The sequence below is a fragment of the Bacillus sp. M6-12 genome (genome assembly GCF_002860285.1).
Lineage (GTDB): Bacteria > Bacillota > Bacilli > Bacillales > DSM-1321 > Peribacillus.
Window position 1 is genome coordinate 1 of record NZ_PGVF01000006.1, and the last position, 19,259, is coordinate 19,259.

The window sequence follows — 19,259 nt, forward strand, 5'->3', positions numbered from 1 at the left end:
GCTGCCCTCGCGAAGATGAAAGCGAAGGAAGAGGCAGAAGCGCCTGCAGAGCCAAGTGATGAAGCGGACCTGGCAAAGAAAAAGGCTGCTGCAGCCGCAAAAGCAAAAGCGGCAGCACTGGCAAAACAAAAGGCCAAGGAAGCGAATGGAACAGCCGAAGAAGGTGCGGATACAGAAAAACAAAAAGCAATTGCAGCAGCGAAAGCAAAAGCGGCCGCAGCGGCAAAAGCAAAAGCCGCAGCATTGGCAAAACAGCAGGGTGGAGCTCAAGGAGAAGAAGATCCGGAAAAGGCAAAAGCGAAAGCTATCGCTGCCGCAAAAGCAAAAGCGGCCGCCGCGGCAAAAGCCAAGGCATCAGCAGCCGGAAGCACCACGGAAGAAACTGTTGCTGAAGAAAAGAAGGAGTCGCCAAACCAGCATCTTTTGGATAAATACATTAAGGTAATTGAACAGAACATCGGAAGTAATATCCTTGAGGATGCTTATATCAATCCGCTGTCAAAGGATGTCCCGACTCTAGTCGCAAGGCCGGATACATATTATAAGGTTGCTGAATTTTTAAAGTATAATGAACAGTTATCATTTGAATATGTTTCAGAGCTGCATGGCAGCGATTTTGAGACTCATATGGAAGTGTATGTTCATCTATATTCATACAAGCACCGCCACCCGGTCAGCCTTAAGGTGAAGCTGGACAGAGAAAATCCTGTCATCCCTTCCCTTGTACCGCTATGGCAGGGGGCCAATTGGCCGGAATGTGAGGCATACGATTTACTGGGCATCCATTTCTCGAATCATCCAAACCTGCACAGAATCATGCTGGGCGAAAGTTGGATCGGGCACCCGCTGCGTAAAGATTATGAGCCATATGATGTGGAGGTGTAGCAGATGATACGTACAGAAGAAATGCTGCTAAATGTAGGGCCTCAGCATCCAAGTACACATGGTGTTTTTCGTCTTGTAGTAAAAATAGATGGAGAAATCATAACAGAGGCAAAGCCGGTTATTGGCTACTTGCACAGGGGAACGGAAAAACTTGCTGAGGATTTGCAATATACACAGATCATCCCTTATACAGACCGTCTGGATTACTTGTCGGCCATGACGAACAATTATGTTCTATGCCATGCCGTTGAGACAATGATGGGTGTGAAAATACCTGACAGAGCTGAATACTTGAGGGTTTTAACAATGGAATTAGGGCGGGTTGCAAGCCACCTTGTATGGTGGGGTACATTTTTGCTGGATATCGGTGCAACCAGTCCGTTTTTGTTTGCCTTCAGGGAACGGGAAATGATCATTAATATGTTAAATGAAATATCCGGGGCACGGCTAACTTTTAACTATATGCGAGTTGGCGGGGTAAAATGGGATGCACCAGAGGGCTGGCTGGAAAAGGTTAGTGAGTTTGTCCCATATATGCGCGAACAGCTAAAAGGGTATCATCAGCTTGTTACTGGAAATGAAATCTTTATTAACCGTGTAAAGGGTGTGGGCAAGTACACGAAAGAGGATGCCTTAAATTACTCTCTAAGTGGAGTAAACTTGAGATGCACTGGTGTTAAATGGGATTTGCGCAAGGATGAACCATACTCGATTTATGACCGTTTTGACTTTGATGTGCCAACAAGGCAGGATGGGGATGCCTGGTCACGCTATCAATGCCGATTGGAAGAAATTGAGGAATCTCTAAAGATTATTGAACAAGCAGTAGAGCAAATACCTGCGGAAGGTGAAATCCTGGCTAAGGTTCCAAAAATTATTAAAGCTCCTAAAGGAGAAGCCTATGTTCGGATTGAATCGCCGCGCGGAGAAATTGGCTGCTACATCGCTTCTGATGGAAAAAAAGAGCCATACAGGCTGAAATTCCGCAGGCCTTCCTTTTACAATCTGCAAATCCTTCCAAAACTGTTAAAGGGTGAAAATATGGCAAACCTTATTGTTGTTTTGGGAGCTATAGATATTGTATTAGGGGAGGTTGATGGATAATGATCAATGGTCTGCTTGAATCATCACCAGGCATTCTGAACTTTGGGATTTTCTTTCTCCTGGCGGTTGTCCTGTTAATGGTCGTTTTGGGTTTTGTTACATATGCGATTCTTGCGGAACGGAAGGTTATGGGCTTTATGCAAATGCGTATGGGGCCTAACCAGGTAGGTGGAAGATGGGGCTTGCTGCAGACGATTGCCGATGTTTTGAAGCTTTTGCTCAAGGAAGACACCATTCCAAAACTGGCTGACAGACCGCTATTTATCATCGCACCAGTCATTGCCTTTGCACCGGCCTTTATGGTGCTTGCGACCATTCCGTTTACAGATAAGTTCCAGTTTGCTGACATCGGAGTTGGCTTACTGTATTACATTGCAATTTCCGGTATTTCTACAGTTGGTATCGTAGCCGGCGGATGGGCCTCCAATAATAAATATGCATTGCTTGGGGGAATGCGGGCCGCAGCCCAAATGATTTCCTATGAAATACCCCTTGTTATGTCAGTAATTGGAGTAATTCTATTATCAGGCAGCCTAAACTTGAATGAAATTGTGGCTGCACAGGAAGATCTTTGGTTTATTGTGCTCCAGCCAATCGGATTTATCATATTCCTGATTGCTTCCATAGCAGAGCTGAACAGGGTGCCATTTGACCTGCCTGAGGCCGAGTCAGAGCTTGTTGCCGGTTTCCATGTCGAATACTCCGGATTCCGCTGGGCATTTTTTATGCTTGCTGAATATGTATATTTATTCGCAATGGCATCACTTACAACTGTTCTATTCTTAGGCGGATGGCATCCGCTGCCATTTTTAGAGTTTATTCCTGGTGCTGTATGGTTTGCGCTGAAGTTTAGCTTTATAATATTTATTCTGATATGGATCAGATCGACTTTTCCGCGTATCCGCGCGGATCAGCTTATGGAGTTTGGCTGGAAGGTACTGCTGCCGATTGCATTGGCGAATATTTTCCTGACAGCTCTTCTAAAGGAACTATTAAAGCTATTTTAATTAAAATAAAAGTGGAGCAAGGTTGTCCAATATTATGCCTTTGGAAATTTTAAGGTAAATGGCAAGCGGCCTGTACTACTTTCTGTTAACTGGAATTCCTTTTCAATCAACTTAGGAGGGGCATTCATAAGCCGCCAGATGACTGGCGAAACACCAAAGCAAGGGGTGACGATAATGCTTGGATTAGCAAAAGGTTTAAAATATACCCTTAAAAATTTGACCAAAAAAAAATTCACTTATGAATATCCGAATGAACCGCTGCCATTGCCGGACAGGTTCCGCGGCATCCAGAAGTTTTATCCGGAAAAGTGTATCGTTTGTAACCAATGCGCGGCAATTTGTCCGACTGATTGCATTCAATTAACAGGAAAGAAGCATCCTGATCCAACGAAAAAAGGCAAAATCATAGATACATATGACATAAACTTTGAGATTTGCATTTTATGTGACTTATGTACTGAGGTCTGCCCTACGGAAGCAATTGTCATGACCAATAATTTCGAGCTGGCCGAATATAGCAGGGATAATCTATTTAAAAACCTTGAGTGGCTGGATGAAAATGATGAAAACGTCAGGGAGGTAAATAAAGCATGAGCCTTTCAGGTGAGTTGTTGGCATTTGTCTCTCTTTCGCTTGTCGCCATTATCGGAGGAATGCTGCTGATTAACCTCTCAAAGGTTGTTCACATGGTGGTAGCGCTGGTGTTCACCTTTATCAGCATTGCCGGCATATATGTAGTTCTTTCCGCAGAATTTGTGGCTGTTGTCCAAATCCTGATTTATTCAGGAGCCATTACTATCATTATGTTATTCGGGATCATGCTGACTCGCCATAATGATTCGGGCGAACCGAAAACAAGCCGGTCCAGAAGAATATTTACTTTCCTGGGGATTGCCGGATTCGCGGCAGCTGTTTATTTTGGTATTTACAATCTTGATATTCCAGTGCAGCCCACCGCGCTTCATGAGTCAAATACCGAACAGATTGGTATAGCGTTATATTCCAAATACGTGATTCCTTTTGAAGTTACATCCGTACTTCTCCTGGTAGGCTTAGTTGGCGCGATTATCCTGGCTAAGAAGGATGAGCAAGAGGAGGGTGACCGCACATGACGTCAGTTCCTCTTTCTGCCTATCTTGTCTTGGCACTGGTTCTGTTTTGCATAGGCTTATATGGTGCTTTAACAAAAAAGAATACAGTAATTGTCCTTATTTCGATCGAACTAATGCTAAATGCAGTGAATATAAATTTGGTAGCATTCAGTAAATTTGGGGTGGCTCCTTCCATAACCGGACAGATTTTCTCTCTGTTCACCATTACCGTTGCCGCTGTCGAGTTTGCCGTTGGACTTGCTATCCTGATGGCGTTATACCGTAACCGCGGGACAGTGAATGTAGATGAAATGGATACAATGAAGCATTAATTAAGTGATAGAATGATAACTCTTATGGAGGATGCCATCCGGCACCTTCGCATAATGAGAAGGGGATTTGATACGATGATGGAGAATGCCTGGATTATACCGCTTTTCCCGCTATTCTCGTTCTTGTTCCTTCTTCTATTCGGCAAGAGGGTAAAGGAATCGGGTGCATACATCGGTATGATGCTGACGTTTGTCTCGCTGCTTTATTCATTGATGGTGCTCTTCGACCGTTTCACGGCACCAACATATAAGGCCGAAGCCACATGGCTAACAATAGGGGATGTTCAATTAACAGCGGGTTACGAAGTAAATCAATTAAATGCTTTAATGCTGGTGATCGTATCGCTTGTCAGCTTTCTGGTACATATGTATTCAAAAGGATATATGCATGGAGATGAACGGTTTCCGGTCTTTTACGCTTACCTGGGGCTGTTTACCTTCGCGATGCTTGGTTTAGTAATTTCACCAAATCTGCTTCAGCTCTATTTCTTTTGGGAGCTTGTCGGACTTGGCTCATTCTTGCTGATCGGGTTCTACTTTTTCAAAGAAGAAGCAAAGCAGGCGGCAAAAAAAGCTTTTATTATGACTCGAATTGGAGATGTCGGCCTTTTGATCGGAATGATTCTATTATTCTGGCAGGTTGGCAGCTTCGAGTACGATGAGATTTTTAAAGCTGTTTCAGCAGGGGAAATTTCTGCTGGAATGATTACGCTGACTTCACTTCTTATCTTTGTCGGCGCAGTTGGTAAGTCGGGTCAATTCCCGCTTCACACTTGGCTTCCAGACGCGATGGAGGGTCCAACTCCTGTTTCGGCTCTCATCCACGCGGCAACCATGGTTGCGGCTGGGGTATATTTAGTGGCTGCTATGTTTCCGCTTTTCTCAGCGAGCGACACAGCGATGCTCACAGTGGCTGCAATCGGAGGCTTTACTGCCATTTTTGCAGCCAGCATTGGCCTTGTACAAAAGGATATTAAACGCGTCCTTGCCTATTCCACGGTCAGCCAGCTTGGTTATATGATGCTTGCGCTTGGATCAGCAGGATATGTAGCTGGTGTATTCCATTTAATGACGCATGCGTTTTTTAAAGCACTGCTTTTCCTTGCAGCAGGCAGTGTTATCCATGCTGTCCATACGCAAAATATCGAGGAAATGGGCGGTCTTTGGAAAAAACTGCGTATCACGGGGCCGCTATTTTTAATCGGAACGCTTGCTATCTCAGGAGTCCCGCTTTTTTCAGGTTTCTTCAGTAAGGATGAAATTTTAATCGCTGCATGGGAACACGGCAATTTTGGCTTATTCTGGCTTGCGCTGATTGCAGCATTCTTTACAGCCTTTTACATGTTCCGCCTTTTCTTTATGGTGTTTACGGGTGAATCACGAGGCAATCATTCAAAAACACACGAATCACCAGCTGTTATGACAATTCCCATGATTATCCTGGGTATCCTGGCAGTCATTAGCGGATATGTTAACACTCCATGGTTTGGCACGTTCTTGGGAGATTGGCTGACAGATGGCAACGAAGCTTTGGGCCATGGGCATATTGAAGGGCCGGCATGGATAATGATTGCGGCTACTGTTGTTTCTCTGGCAGGGATTCTGCTTGCCTACCTTGTTTATGGAAAACGCTCTGTTTCAAGAGACTTTCTTGGAGGCGAAGCTTCCGCAATGCATAGAGTTCTTTACAACAAATACTTTATTGATGAAATCTATCAATTTACTGTTGTTAGAGTAACAAAAGCTATTAGTCTTTTCTTGTCCTTTATCGACCGCTTTATCGTGGAAGGTCTAATATATGCTGTAACCGGGTTGATCCGGCGCTTTGGAAAAACCGGATCAGACTTTCAAACAGGGCAGGTCCAGCAATATGGAATGACTGCAGTCCTCGGGCTGGCAATCCTGCTGGTAATTTTTGTGTTAACTGGGGGGTATATCCTATGAATTCGTTAATTTTGCCTTTACTGATATTTTCCCCCCTTCTTGGTGCTGTAATCCTGTTTTTCTTGCCTAAAACGAATGAAAAAGCGATTAAGACAGTAGGTTTTTTGGCTACATTGCCGTCCTTGGTAATCTCGCTTTTCCTTTATGCCCAATATAAAGCCGGGACAGAGCTGTCTGACTTTGCAATAAAAGAGGCATGGTTCAGTTTTGGGAATCTTAAACAATATGACCCTAAATTGTTCGCGGTGGATTTTGAGCTGGCGCTCGACGGATTTTCTCTTGTTATGGTAATTCTGACGGCAGTGCTGTCCACGCTTGCGGCTATAGCTTCCATCCATATTAAAAAAGAATGGAAAGGGTATTTTCTCTTGTTTTTCATTCTCCAGGTAGGAATGCTTGGTGTCTTTACCTCACAAAACCTAATCTTGTTTTTTATCTTTTTCGAAATCACTCTGATTCCAATGTTTTTCCTGATTGGAAAGTGGGGGTACTTGGAAAAGGAAAAAGCAGCATACAGTTTTTTAATTTATAACGGACTTGGCTCTGCCATTCTTTTAATTGTTATTATGGTACTTTTTGCTCGTACCGGCACATCAAACATCGAAGCACTGCGCTACATTATGACGGTAGGCGGGGTTTCACTCATTGCGCCAATTTCCGGGGTAATGAAATATGCTCTTTTAATCGCGCTCTTAATCGCGTTCGGTATTAAGCTTCCGATTTTTCCGCTGCATACATGGATGCTGCGTGTGCACGTTCAGGCACCGCCTTCGATCGTTATGTTGCATGCAGGAGTATTGCTGAAAATCGGAGCTTTTGGTCTAATCCGCTTTGGTATGGGGATTTTTCCTGAGCAGTTCAAGGATGTCGCTATTTATCTGGCAGTCCTTGGAGTCATCAATCTGTTATATGGAGCTTTCCTTGCGCTAATCCAAACAGATTTTAAAATGGTTCTGGCCTACTCCTCGATTTCTCATATGGGAATCGTCTTAATTGGTGTCGGTGCACTTAATGAGGCGGGGATTCAAGGAGCCATCTTCCAGGTTGTTTCCCATGGGCTGATTGCTGCCCTTCTCTTCTTCCTTGTTGGGGTAATGTATGAACGTGTCCAAACCTCATCCATCGATAGGCTTGGCGGGCTGGCAAAAATCATGCCATTGACTTCCGGATTCCTCCTTGCTGCGGGAATGGCATCACTCGGAATGCCAGGAATGTCGGGATTTGTCAGTGAATTTATGGCTTTCCTCGGCTTGTTTAAAGAAGAGCCGGTCCTTGCTGGAATTGGTGCAATAGGCATCATTTTGACCGCGGTTTATTTACTCCGTGCTGTTCTTGGCATTACTTACGGAAAAGCCAAACAGCCTATCCCATTGACGGCAGAAATAAGTGACATAAGGGCGATTGAAATGGCGCCAGTCCTTGTTCTATTGCTGCTGATTATTCTAATCGGGGTTTATCCAGCCATACTAAGTGAACCGCTTCAGGGAGCAGTTGAAGCAATAATGACAGGAATAGGAGGGTGATGAACGATGGATCTAGAAACGATGCTTTCATATGAATGGGGAGCCATGATGCCGGAGTTTATCATCCTAGGAGTAGCGGCTCTGCTTTCTTTGCTTGACTTATTTCTGCCAAAACAATACAACCGGAAGTCACTTGCCTGGATTGCACTGGCAGGTATCATACTTTCCATTATTTCGTTGATCAGCCTGTTTGATCTGAAAGTAACTTCTATATTGCATGACACATTTAGGCTTGACTCATTTGCCAAGGCATTTAAACTGCTTTTACTTGTTGGGGCAGCATTAGTGATCCTGCTGGCTGAAAGCTTTAAGCCGAAAGAGGGTATTTCCGAATACAGGGGCGAATTTTATTATTTGTTCCTGGCTGCGCTGTTAGGTGCAATGGTGATGTCTTCAAGCGGTGATTTAATCACGCTGTTTGTCGGGTTAGAACTATTATCCATTTCTTCCTACATATTAGCAGGATTCCGTAAAAAACATCTCGCTTCAAATGAATCGGCAATGAAATATGTGATAAATGGCGGAATTTCAACAGCAATTACATTGTTTGGAATGAGCTATCTGTACGGACTGACCGGAACTACCAATCTAAAAGAGATGAGCGGAGCCATGTCAGCAGTATTCGATGGTCAATTCCAATATTTATTTGGCCTTGCCTTTTTCATGATTTTAGTTGGGCTGTCGTTTAAATTGGCATCTGTCCCATTCCATATGTGGGCACCGGATGTATACCAGGGTTCGCCAACACCTGTTACTGCGTTCCTAAGCGTAGTTTCCAAAACAGCGGGCTTTATTATCCTGCTCAGGATTTTAATATCCTTATTCTTAATGACTCCAGCCGATGAAACAGGTGCACTTACCTTCCTGGAGAAAAATAATGATTATATTGGCTTCCTTGCGGGAATTACAATGATTGCCGGAAATGTAATTGCCTTGAGGCAAAGGAATATTAAACGGATGCTGGCCTACTCAAGTATCGCGCATGCAGGCTATATTCTTGTAGCGATTGCCGTTCTAGGCTACTTCACATTTGATGCAGTCTGGTTCTATTTAGCAGCTTACTTATTTATGAATCTGGGTGCGTTTGCTGTTATCCAGCTGATCACTGATAAAACAGGTTCTGAAGATATCTCAAGGTTTGCAGGATTGTATCGGACATCTCCAGTACTGGCGGTTGCGATGGCAGTATTTATCCTTTCACTGGCCGGGATTCCGGGAACCGCAGGGTTTATTGGAAAGCTTACGATATTTATGGGAGCCTTCTCTGCTGACCCAGGACACTATGTTCTCGGTGCGATCATGATCGGGGCAACAGTTATTTCATATGTATACTACTTTGGCATTATGACACAGATGTTTTTCAGGCCAGCCATAGCTGCAGAAAAAATGAAAATTCCAGGGGGAATCATCATTGTTCTGGCACTATGCATAGGCGGAACAGTATTATTTGGACTTGCGCCAAATATTGCCTTTGACTTCCTTCATACGAACTTTGGAGGCTTTGAAGATTTTCTGAAGTAGAACTTAATAGTGAATGATCAAAAACTCCCTCTCAGCCATGTGCTGATGAGGGAGTTTTTGTTATTTGGCTATGTTAAAGCTCAAAGTTAATTTTGCCATTATGTTGATTGGAGCGGAAGGCGGGGGAATCCTCGGAAATGCTTCACATTTCCTTAGTGCGGTGTTTATTTAAAGGAAGCCAATTCAATGTCTGCGGGAATAACGGGTCAAGGGAGACCTCGCAAACGCAAAGCGCCGAGGAGGCTCCCGAACCACCCGCGGAAAGCGAACGCCTGGAGCGGAAATCAACAGCCAAGTTTAACAGAACCTTTCATTTCAATAAAAAATAAGATAGGTAACTGGTACTATTTTTACAAATTGCTAAGTTTTGGTTACAAATAGAATGCCAGCTTATGTTACAATTATAGACGGGAATTTTTATAGTGTAATATCTTTGAGCGGTTATAAGCAGAAAAGCGCTGCTGGTTTCTGTGAGAAGAATATTTTCGCTATCCTATAAGGAGGTATGTCGATGTTCTCTGGCATTGGCCAGCAGGCACTAACAGGAATTATCGTTCACTTGTTATTTATTGCTTTAACATGGTGGGCGCTGCAAGCCTTGCATTTTGACAAATTGCTGAAAACTCGGGCAGTTATGCAGGCGCGGGTGCTATATATTCTGTTAACGATTGCGATTGGCTCATCAGTTAGTAATTTCTTTTTGGATTACCTTCTCTGGTCAAACCAGCTTCCTTATATTTATCGAAATGAATAATTTTTTTCTTCATCAGGATTGTGAATTGTGTAACGAGTTGTTAGATTAATAGGCGAATAAAAATCTTTTATTTTGTCAAAATCTGACGAAGAAAGCTGTGTATGGTCTTTCTCCTTATGGAAACAATGGATAAGGAGAGGAGATGGTTTGCGTGAAAAAACATATAGCAACTTTTTTTACATACATGGTATTTATTGGTTTTGTAGTTTTGTTTATTGGGAATAGTACGATTGTGGCAAATAACGAGATTGATATATTGACAATGGCAGACCACCTGAAACAGGATGAAAGATTAAAATTGAACAAATGGTCGGTAATCGCCCGGGAAAAAACTCAAATCGGGACAGAACAGGATTTTTATAAAAATGTCTCCGAAATGAAGGAACTTTTTCCAGCGTTCAATTGGAAGGTCCAACAAACTGCTCAGGGTTTGAAGGCTTCTGCTGTGCATCAGCATGTCGAAAAAAGTCAGCTAGAGTCGATTCAGATTCTCTATACCCTCACAAATAACCATGCAGCTTCGTATGTATTATATGAAGTGAAAGGGGAAAAGTGGGACAAAAGGCAGGCTGAGTTTATATCTGGTACTTTCCAATCTAGAATAAAAGACATATTTCAAGGAAACCCGACAATTTTCTCTTGTATATCCGGAGAGATGGATGGTACTATTGAAAAGGTTTTTTCATTTGAAATGAAAAGATTCCTGGATCTTTTCAGCGGCCAGGAAGTGGAAAGCTTGAAAGAGGAACGATTTTATTCAGTATCTGCACATTCACCTATGTTTAGGCAAAATTTAACTAATGAAAATTTGAATTTACAAATAGCTTTACGAACAGAAGGATTGAGTGGGAAGACGACATTTGTAGTTGGCACACCAATCATCCCGTTTGAATATTAATATAGAGAAATTGGACGCGGAGGGGAATACTTTTGGAAAAAATCATCGTCCGCGGCGGAAGAAGGCTAAGCGGAACAGTTAAAGTAGAAGGAGCAAAAAACGCCGTTTTGCCGGTTATCGCTGCAACATTATTAGCAAGTGATGGGAAAAGTATCATTAAAGACGTGCCAACACTGTCCGATGTATATACAATTAATGAAGTTTTACGCAACCTGAATGCTAAGGTTACTTTTAATGATAATCAGGTGACAGTTGACGCGGCTGATCCTTTATTAGATGAAGCGCCTTTTGAGTATGTCCGCAAAATGCGTGCATCTGTTTTGGTAATGGGCTCTTTGCTGGCGCGTAACGGAAAAGCTCGTGTAGCTCTTCCCGGCGGCTGTGCAATAGGATCCCGGCCAATCGACCAGCATCTTAAAGGCTTCGAAGCAATGGGTGCATCGGTAAAAGTGGGCAATGGTTTCATTGAAGCAGAAGTCAATGGCCGTTTAAAGGGAGCAAGAGTATATCTTGATTTCCCAAGCGTAGGAGCTACTGAAAACATTATGATGGCTGCTACCCTTGCTGAAGGAACAACCATTTTAGAAAACGTAGCTAAAGAACCTGAAATTGTCGACCTTGCAAACTTCCTGAATAAAATGGGAGCAAAAGTCAAAGGTGCCGGCACCGCTACAATGAAGATCGAAGGTGTCGAAAAATTATACGGCACTGAACACAATATCATTCCTGACCGTATTGAAGCCGGTACATTTATGGCCGCTGCTGCAATCACGGGTGGAGATGTGCTGGTAAAAGGTGCAGTTCCTGAGCATCTTACTTCACTTATTGCAAAAATGGAAGAAATGGGAGTAACCATCAAGGATGAAGCAGAAGGCTTGCGCGTCATCGGACCAGAAAAGCTGAAGGCTGTTGATATCAAAACTATGCCTCACCCAGGATTCCCAACGGATATGCAATCTCAAATGATGTCAATGCTTCTTTGCGCTCAAGGTACAAGTATGATTACAGAGACAGTATTTGAAAACCGTTTCATGCACGTAGAAGAATTCCGTCGCATGAATGCCGACATCAAAATTGAAGGCCGTTCCGTTATTATGAACGGACCATCGAACCTGCAGGGAGCTGAAGTTGCAGCAACTGATTTGCGTGCAGCAGCAGCACTAATCCTATCTGGTTTAGTCGCTGAAGGCATTACCCGCGTAACAGAGCTAAAGCATCTTGACCGCGGCTATGTAAACTTCCACGGCAAACTTGCTTCCCTTGGTGCAGACATCGAACGCATCGAAGAAGAAACAAACTTCGGCAGCGAAGTCATTACAGCTGAGATTCGATAAAGCGCGGCTGATATTACATGAAAATAATATTTGCATCAATCCCCTGTTTCAGTAAAAGGTTTTTTGCTGGGATGGGGGATTGTTTTTTTGTGGTATGAGCGACGGGGATGCAAATGTTCCAATTGGTATTGTGTTCACCTGATGAATTACCGTACGTATTAACCAGTGACGAAATTTGTAGGGTTTTGTCGAGAAATCGATATTTTTTCAAAGTCGATGATAAAAAATCGAAGTTAAACGATAAATTTTCGAATTCGACGATAAAATTTGGGATGTTGACGATAAAATTAGCAATGTCGACGATACGTCCACGCTCGGCACTTTGTGCAAGGATGCAACAGGCTCTAGTTGATGATTACACTTAAAAAGTTGGCGATAAAGCAAACAAAGTTGATGAGAGACTATTGTAAGTCGACCTCAATGAATACCGAATTAATCGAATGGAAAAGACAGAACTAGCTCCCTCTAAAAAATAGCATTTTTGAGTAAAAGTACACCAATTCCAGGCAAAAAAATACTATCTTTTAATCCATATCCAAAACGGCCAATCTCCAACAGAAAATGTCGCCAAGAAATAGAGACAATTTCAGGAGGAACAAAGTTCTTTATGTCGAATTCATCTAACAAAAGACGAATGGAGTGATTGAATGATATTAAAGGAAAGAGATATCCCTCTTTATACTAAGAAACTGGAAGCCTTGCTGCGCCGGACTCCCCAGACCCACCCAAAATTTCCCTTCATTAAAGAAGCGCTTGCTAAAAGTATAGCGGGCAATAAGGGAGAGCATTCGATTGATTACCCGTTAACCTTCCTTCCTGAAGAAAAATTTATTATTTTTCATGATCTTCGGCTTCTTCATAAAAAATCCTATTTTCAAATCGATACTTTGATATTATGCAAGAACTTTATTCTGATACTCGAAGTGAAGAATATTGCTGGCACTTTATTTTTTGACCAAAACTTTCATCAGTTAATACGGACGTATGATGGGCGGGAGGAGGCTTTTCCTGATCCTTTTATTCAAATAGAACGACATGAGCAGCAGTTAAAGTATTGGCTGACGGTGAATAAATTGCCTGAGCCGACTATTCTATCACTTGTTGTTTTAAGCAGCCCCTACACCCGCATTTCAAATTCCCCGCATGACAAACAACTCTTTGAAAAGCTGATTCATAGTGATTATCTTCCTCAAAAAATAACCAGCCTAGCAGCTCGCCACAAGCACGAAACTCTTTCCGATAAAGATATCAAGAAGCTGATCCGCCTATTGAACAGGGATCACACCCCCGCAGACAGGCCAATATTAGAGCGGTTCAATATGTCAGTAGACGAACTCATAAAGGGTGTTTACTGTCCTAAATGCAATCACTTGCCGTTAACAAGAATATTTGGCAATTGGATCTGTCCAAATTGTGCCGAAAAGGTTAGAGATGCACACGTTGCCTCGTTGAGAGATTATTCCCTGCTGATAAGCTCCGCGATTACAAACAGACAGGCAAGTGAGTTCTTACAAATTACTTCTCCAGCCATGACCCGCCGAATACTCTTTTCAATGAATAACTTTTATACAGGAACATATAAAAGCAGGACGTACTATTTATCGTTTGAGTTATAAACTATAATTTTCACCTCTAAGTCTCTAGATTTCCTGTCATAAAAGCCTGTCCATTCCCATACATTTAAGTGTGGCTAAATAGCCAATTTGTATAGGGAGGACTAAGACATTGAAAACATTTAAGCCCATCTTCTCACTTATTTTAGCAGTAGTAGTCGTTACAATTATGATTCCCGCGCTTCTTGTACTCCCATTTTCATCAGAGAAAGCTGTTGGTAAACTAGCAGAAAACACCACAACAGCAAAGAAGAAAGCTGAGCCTGCTGCTGGATTGCCCGCTTCTTCAGTGGAGGTTTCAGTATACAGGTCTGCTAAGAAGCAAATTCAAAAATTGCCGCTGGAAACTTATGTAGCAGGTGTAGTGTCTGCTGAAATGCCTGCCGATTTTGAGATTGAAGCATTAAAAGCCCAAGCATTAACTGCCCGCACTTATATAGTAAATCAGCTGACGCACAAAGATGGAGTTGCACTGCCGGAAGGTGCCGATGTGACAGATACAGAAATGCATCAGGTCTTTAACAGTGAAAAGGAACTTAAGAAGGTCTGGGGATCGGATTATAGCTGGAAAATAAAAAAGATTCACCAAGCAGTGGCAGAAACCGCAGGACAAATTATCACTTATGATGGAACGCCAATTACAGCTACTTTTTTCTCAACAAGCAACGGCTATACCGAAAATTCAGAGGCATATTGGGAGCACGCCTATCCATATTTAACAAGTGTTTCTAGTCCATGGGATAAAAACTCTCCAAAGTTTTATGATAAAAAAGTCATTTCAATCCGGGAATTTGAAGCAAAGCTTGGTGTAAAGCTTTCTAACAGTGAGACAGTTGGCACAATTACGGAGCGGACGCCTGGAAAAAGGGTAGGGACCGTAAAGATAAACGGCAAGAAATGGAGCGGAAAAGAAATTCGGGAAGCGCTGGGGTTAAAATCAGCGGATTTCGATTGGGAACGAAAGGGAGACCAGATTGTCATTTCAACAAAAGGATTCGGCCATGGAGTCGGCATGAGCCAGTATGGCGCAAATGGCATGGCGAAGGAAGGGCGAACCTATCAGGAGATTGTGAAACACTATTATAAAGGTGTAGAGGTTGCTTCCTCGAACAGTTTACTAAGCAAACTGACTGCCGGAAAATAGAAAGAGATGGGCGATATGCGCCCATCTTTTTTCTGTGGAAAAGGGGCAGAACTGCAGCGAGAAAAACTAATTGAAATGAAAATGTAATTTGTACCGTTTTGCTTCGCTCACACCGCCTTATTGTGCCGCCTGTGCTATCTGCTTATTCTTATTTCCATGCATTGTTTGCTTGGGATATAAACTCATGATTGTTTTTATTGAAAGTACTTCCTAATATGAGTCAGGAATCCCCTGTTTCTAGAAAAATAATGATACCTAACGTGGAAATAGACAGCCAAAACACCGGTCCAGTCCTTTGCAGCGTCGATCAGGGTTGCCGAACGATAGGGAACAAAAGACTGATGGATTTCATCGGCAATCCCATAGAATCCGGCAGCAAGGGCCGCCACAAGGCTTAACCTAGGAGTCAAAGCCCCGTTAGCGGCCAACGCTATCACAAACAATATATAAAGGATGGCGAACTCAACTAAATGGAGCCCCTCCTTGATAAATCGGTCTGTTGAATCGTCGGGTAGGTTCAACACGACGTTGTCAGGCATACTGGACATAATCCAGATGGCTCCCATATAAAGAAAAGGCAAAATCGTTAAAATAACACGCAGAAAAAGTTTCATGAAGAAAACATCCTTTAATCGTAAGATATGGACATTGTAACAGGAAATGAACGAAACATGAATAATTCCAGGATAATAGCAGAAAATAAGCAGAAAAAATTTTTTTGTGGTGTATGTATATAAACCTCAGAATCTGTTCAGACTGTTTGCTGAGGTGATTAATATGAGAGAGGAAGAAAACAAAACTTCTCAAAAATCAAAATCAAAATTCCAGCGTACTTTAAAGAAGCGTTGGGTGCTGCCTGCAGCTTATATCGCGAGTGCGGCAATCATTTTATCAGGAACACTTTGGTACCAAAACTCAGTAAATGATTCTGCTGATTCTGGAAAAAGTGGGCAAGAAGAAGCTGCCGATAAAAAAGGCCAGCCTGCAGTTGAGGTAAATAGTAAAGTAGAAAACATCTCAATGCCAGTTGTCAATGGTGAAGAAGCAGTCATTAAGAAGGATTTTTACGATGTAAATGGCAAAAAAGAAGAACAGGAAGCAGCACTTGTATCCTACAACAATAGATTTGAACCTAATAAAGGCATCGATGTAGCAATGCCGGATGGAAAAACGTTTGATGTTGTAGCATCTTTAAGCGGTACTGTTACAAATGTCAAAGAAGATTCATTGCTTGGTAATGTTATTGAATTAGAACATGAAAATGGCGTTGTTACCCGTTATCAGTCAGTAAAGGATTTCGCGGTTGAAATAGGCCAGAATGTTAAACAGGGCGATGTTCTTGCAAAAGCAGGACAAAGCTTGATTAACGAAGAGGCCGGCATCCATGTTCACTTTGAAATTCGTAAAGACAGTGTTGCGGTAAATCCATTAAGCATGATGGAAAAACCAGTAACGGCACTTTATGAGCTTGAAGCTCAGCCAGCTTCAGAGGAAAAAGCTACTGAAGAACAAGCTGGGGAAGAGTCAGCTGAACAAGGTACTGTAACGGAAGAAGAGTCAACTGAGCAGGATGCTGTTTCAGAAGAAGAATCAACTGAAACTGAACAAGGCACAGTAACAGAAGAAGAGCCTGCTGACAAAGATGCTGCAACAGAAGAAGAAGCTGAACAGCCAAAAGGCAGCACCGAAGAAAAAGGCACTGAAGAAAGCAAAGATTCCAGCACTGACACAACAGATGATGCCGATAAAAAAGCTGACTCTGCCGAAAAAGACGGATCTAAAGAAACTGAAAATAATCAAAACTAAGCATGTATATGATCCATGCGAAACAACTGAAAATTTGGTGAAAAAGTCCGCAGCGATGCGGGCTTTTTATTTTGGTATCAGGTAAGGTTTTGACTTATATTATTACAAAAAAATGGACATTGTCTCAAATCCTTTCCGGCACACCTATTGAAAGAATTGAACAGCTCATCCAGAAAAACGTGCTTTCCGGGAGCTTTGGACAGGATATAAAAAATGCCGTGAACGCGGTACTGAATCTATTTGTCCGCCAGCGCTGGCAGCAAATGAAACGGGGCGATGAGCTAACCTCCGTCCTGCATTTTGCCAGGCTTACTACCCGTGAAAAAGAGGAATTAATCATCAGTCTCCACACATTAAGAGAGCTGCAATCCAAGGTGTTTGACTGTTTTTCACTGCTGCATTGGCGCGTTTAAGGAGGGTTAGCCTATTTATTTCATGAGGAAAAGCATCACTTGTCCTCTAATAAGCGGTCTGGCTCTTTCCACTCCGTTAGAGGATTTATCATTTACAGTATTTGATACAGAAACAACAAAGTTCAAGGTAGCGACAGAGGATCGGTTGTTCGAGATAGGTGCTGTTGCAGTGAAGGGATTTACAGTACAGGAAGACCAACAATTCCAAATTTATGTGAATCTAAATCGACAAATTTCTCGGGAAATAATTGAATTGACGAACATAACGAACGAGATGGTCGCTGGAAAACCAGCCGGCATGGAAGCAATCAATCAGTTTTTTGAATTTGTCAGAAACCAGGAAAGCGTATCGCTCGTAGGTCATTATATTTCTTTTGACATGTTCGTCCTGCAAAGTGAGCTAATGCGTGAAAAGCTTTCCCTGAAATATCAGAACACTATTGATACTCTGGATTTGATTGGATTTTTGGCTCCATCCTATGATATAAGGGATATAGAGCGATATGCTATGGCTTTCAATACAAGGATTTATCCGCGCCACTCCGCTATTGGTGAAGCACTTACCACGGCTTATCTATTTGCTGAGCTTTTAAGGCAATTCTCTGAAAGAGGGCACAAAACTGGGAGAGCTGATCCAGGCAACAGCAAGCCAAACCTGGTCGCTTTAGCCTGTTTCCATAGGTTGAAAAACGGCTGATAATAAAGTCGGAATGTCTTTCCATATTACCTTATAAAATTGTCACTCTGTTAAGCGGTCTTGTTATTCTAATCCAGGATAACAGCCGGTTATTTTTTTGATTCCGCTATTTTACTAAGCATACGTTTTATTAAACTTGCATACATATTGTTTTTAGGGTCATCAGTTGCAAGCTCTGCAAATAGTCAATAACAGAGCTGTTTTAGTATAGAGGACCACATTGACTTTATTCCTTCGCCCCCAAAATGGATAATTATTAGAAAAAATGTGAAACGCCTTGTCCCAGTTGAGTAAATCGTGCATATATCCTTATCCAAGCTAATAAAATGTTAAAAACCAAGCAAAGAGAATGTCTGAGGTGAGTCCTCGTTTATAACTATTTGTATACATAGTTGAGAATATATTACTTTATGAGTTTGGGGTTGCGGTATTTTATCAGGCGGAAGCGAATCTCATTTCACACTTCTCACATCCAATTTGGGGAGGGCGAGTGGTGTGCACGATTACATCAAAGAAAGAACTATCAAGATAGGAAAGTATATCGTGGAAACAAAGAAAACGGTTCGCGTAATTGCGAAGGAGTTTGGTGTCTCCAAAAGTACTGTCCATAAGGATTTGACTGAAAGACTTCCGGAAATTAATCCAGACCTGGCAAATGAAGTGAAGGATATCCTTGATTACCATAAATCTATTCGTCACTTGCGCGGTGGAGAAGCAACGAAAATGAAATATAAACGTACAGAGAGAGAGGAGGAAACAGTTAAATAGGGAAATATTCACAATGAAAACTTCAGGAGAAAATTATTTGCTGCATATGCAGTTAAACGACTAAACCTTGTCAGAGAAGTAATAATGACAGGGTTTTTGCATTATAATAATTTAATTTGTATATACCGTGAAAAATAAAAACAAGATTTTACAAATTTCTCCTTAATTTTCAAATCTTCTTACGTAAGTCCATTGGATTATGGTAAAATAAACAATTAGGACAGAAGTTCGTTTCTAATTATTGTCAAGCGCATTGCAGCCGGATCTGCTTACAGGATGAGGCCGTTTGAATAGAGTCTCTATGTCAGAGTGCTTGCGCTTTTCTCAAATAAGAAAGTATAACTTCTTCAACATATATAGATATCTAGCTCAGCGGCCAGAAAGCTTTTATCTGCAGGAACTCCAAGGGTAATAAGACCTGGACA

Annotated in this window: 18 protein-coding genes and 1 pseudogene; 18 read left to right on the forward strand and 1 reads right to left on the reverse strand. The window is 42.2% G+C overall.

What is annotated here, in order from left to right:
* From CVD28_RS08525 to spoIID, 14 genes are all read left to right on the forward strand, one after another.
* Positions 1–885 (forward strand): NADH-quinone oxidoreductase subunit C (locus tag CVD28_RS08525; protein WP_101591954.1); only part of this gene is annotated, 885 nt, incomplete at its 5' end.
* Positions 886–888: 3 nt separating this feature from the next.
* Complete coding sequence (locus tag CVD28_RS08530; RefSeq protein WP_101591955.1) at positions 889–1,989, forward strand: NADH-quinone oxidoreductase subunit D; 1,101 nt, start codon at positions 889–891, stop codon at positions 1,987–1,989.
* Entirely contained in the window at positions 1,989–2,996 is a 1,008-nt protein-coding gene (gene nuoH / locus CVD28_RS08535) for an NADH-quinone oxidoreductase subunit NuoH (RefSeq protein ID WP_101591956.1), read from the forward strand. Before CVD28_RS08530 ends, nuoH begins: the two co-directional genes overlap by 1 nt.
* Positions 2,997–3,170: 174 nt before the next feature.
* Positions 3,171–3,590 carry an NADH-quinone oxidoreductase subunit NuoI gene (gene nuoI, locus CVD28_RS08540; protein ID WP_101592319.1) on the forward strand — a complete coding sequence of 140 codons (420 nt, stop codon included), beginning with the start codon at positions 3,171–3,173 and terminating at the stop codon, positions 3,588–3,590.
* Positions 3,587–4,108 (forward strand): NADH-quinone oxidoreductase subunit J, encoded by a 522-nt coding sequence (locus CVD28_RS08545; RefSeq protein WP_101591957.1) that lies wholly within the window; start codon positions 3,587–3,589, stop codon positions 4,106–4,108. Before nuoI ends, CVD28_RS08545 begins: the two co-directional genes overlap by 4 nt.
* Positions 4,105–4,419, forward strand: a complete 315-nt coding sequence (gene nuoK, locus CVD28_RS08550) for an NADH-quinone oxidoreductase subunit NuoK (RefSeq protein WP_101591958.1) — start codon at positions 4,105–4,107, stop codon at positions 4,417–4,419. The genes CVD28_RS08545 and nuoK overlap by 4 nt, the downstream gene beginning before the upstream one ends.
* Before the next feature lie 75 nt (positions 4,420–4,494).
* Positions 4,495–6,363, forward strand: a complete 1,869-nt coding sequence (gene nuoL, locus CVD28_RS08555) for an NADH-quinone oxidoreductase subunit L (RefSeq protein WP_101591959.1) — start codon at positions 4,495–4,497, stop codon at positions 6,361–6,363.
* Entirely contained in the window at positions 6,360–7,886 is a 1,527-nt protein-coding gene (locus tag CVD28_RS08560; protein ID WP_101591960.1) for an NADH-quinone oxidoreductase subunit M, read from the forward strand. The genes nuoL and CVD28_RS08560 overlap by 4 nt, the downstream gene beginning before the upstream one ends.
* A 6-nt stretch (positions 7,887–7,892) precedes the next feature.
* On the forward strand, positions 7,893–9,407 hold the full coding sequence (gene nuoN / locus CVD28_RS08565) for an NADH-quinone oxidoreductase subunit NuoN (RefSeq protein ID WP_101591961.1): 1,515 nt from the start codon (positions 7,893–7,895) through the stop codon (positions 9,405–9,407).
* A gap of 511 nt (positions 9,408–9,918) precedes the next feature.
* Complete coding sequence (locus tag CVD28_RS08575) at positions 9,919–10,161, forward strand: DUF1146 family protein (protein ID WP_101591963.1); 243 nt, start codon at positions 9,919–9,921, stop codon at positions 10,159–10,161.
* Positions 10,162–10,312: 151 nt separating this feature from the next.
* Positions 10,313–11,059: a YwmB family TATA-box binding protein gene (locus CVD28_RS08580; protein ID WP_180954078.1), complete on the forward strand. Its 747-nt coding sequence runs from the start codon at positions 10,313–10,315 to the stop codon at positions 11,057–11,059.
* Between the two features lie 32 nt (positions 11,060–11,091).
* Positions 11,092–12,393 carry a UDP-N-acetylglucosamine 1-carboxyvinyltransferase gene (murA, locus tag CVD28_RS08585; RefSeq protein WP_101591965.1) on the forward strand — a complete coding sequence of 434 codons (1,302 nt, stop codon included), beginning with the start codon at positions 11,092–11,094 and terminating at the stop codon, positions 12,391–12,393.
* A gap of 647 nt (positions 12,394–13,040) precedes the next feature.
* Positions 13,041–14,009 carry a nuclease-related domain-containing protein gene (locus tag CVD28_RS08590; protein ID WP_101591966.1) on the forward strand — a complete coding sequence of 323 codons (969 nt, stop codon included), beginning with the start codon at positions 13,041–13,043 and terminating at the stop codon, positions 14,007–14,009.
* A 109-nt stretch (positions 14,010–14,118) separates the two neighbouring features.
* Entirely contained in the window at positions 14,119–15,150 is a 1,032-nt protein-coding gene (spoIID, locus tag CVD28_RS08595; RefSeq protein WP_101591967.1) for a stage II sporulation protein D, read from the forward strand.
* Between the two features lie 194 nt (positions 15,151–15,344).
* Here spoIID and CVD28_RS08600 read toward each other — a convergent pair whose 3' ends face one another.
* Entirely contained in the window at positions 15,345–15,764 is a 420-nt protein-coding gene (locus CVD28_RS08600; protein ID WP_101591968.1) for a VanZ family protein, read from the reverse strand.
* Between the two features lie 163 nt (positions 15,765–15,927).
* Here CVD28_RS08600 and CVD28_RS08605 point away from each other — a divergent pair, with 163 nt between their 5' ends.
* The 4 genes and pseudogenes from CVD28_RS08605 to spoIIID all read left to right on the forward strand — a co-directional run bounded on the left by CVD28_RS08605 (position 15,928) and on the right by spoIIID (position 18,834).
* Positions 15,928–16,956 (forward strand): M23 family metallopeptidase, encoded by a 1,029-nt coding sequence (locus CVD28_RS08605; RefSeq protein ID WP_101591969.1) that lies wholly within the window; start codon positions 15,928–15,930, stop codon positions 16,954–16,956.
* A gap of 71 nt (positions 16,957–17,027) precedes the next feature.
* Positions 17,028–17,369, forward strand: a complete 342-nt coding sequence (locus CVD28_RS08610) for a putative nucleotidyltransferase substrate binding domain-containing protein (RefSeq protein ID WP_180954080.1) — start codon at positions 17,028–17,030, stop codon at positions 17,367–17,369.
* 13 nt (positions 17,370–17,382) lie between these two features.
* Positions 17,383–18,037, forward strand: a pseudogene (locus CVD28_RS08615) (3'-5' exonuclease).
* Between the two features lie 524 nt (positions 18,038–18,561).
* Positions 18,562–18,834: a sporulation transcriptional regulator SpoIIID gene (gene spoIIID / locus CVD28_RS08620; protein WP_101591972.1), complete on the forward strand. Its 273-nt coding sequence runs from the start codon at positions 18,562–18,564 to the stop codon at positions 18,832–18,834.
* Positions 18,835–19,259 lie beyond the last annotated feature (425 nt).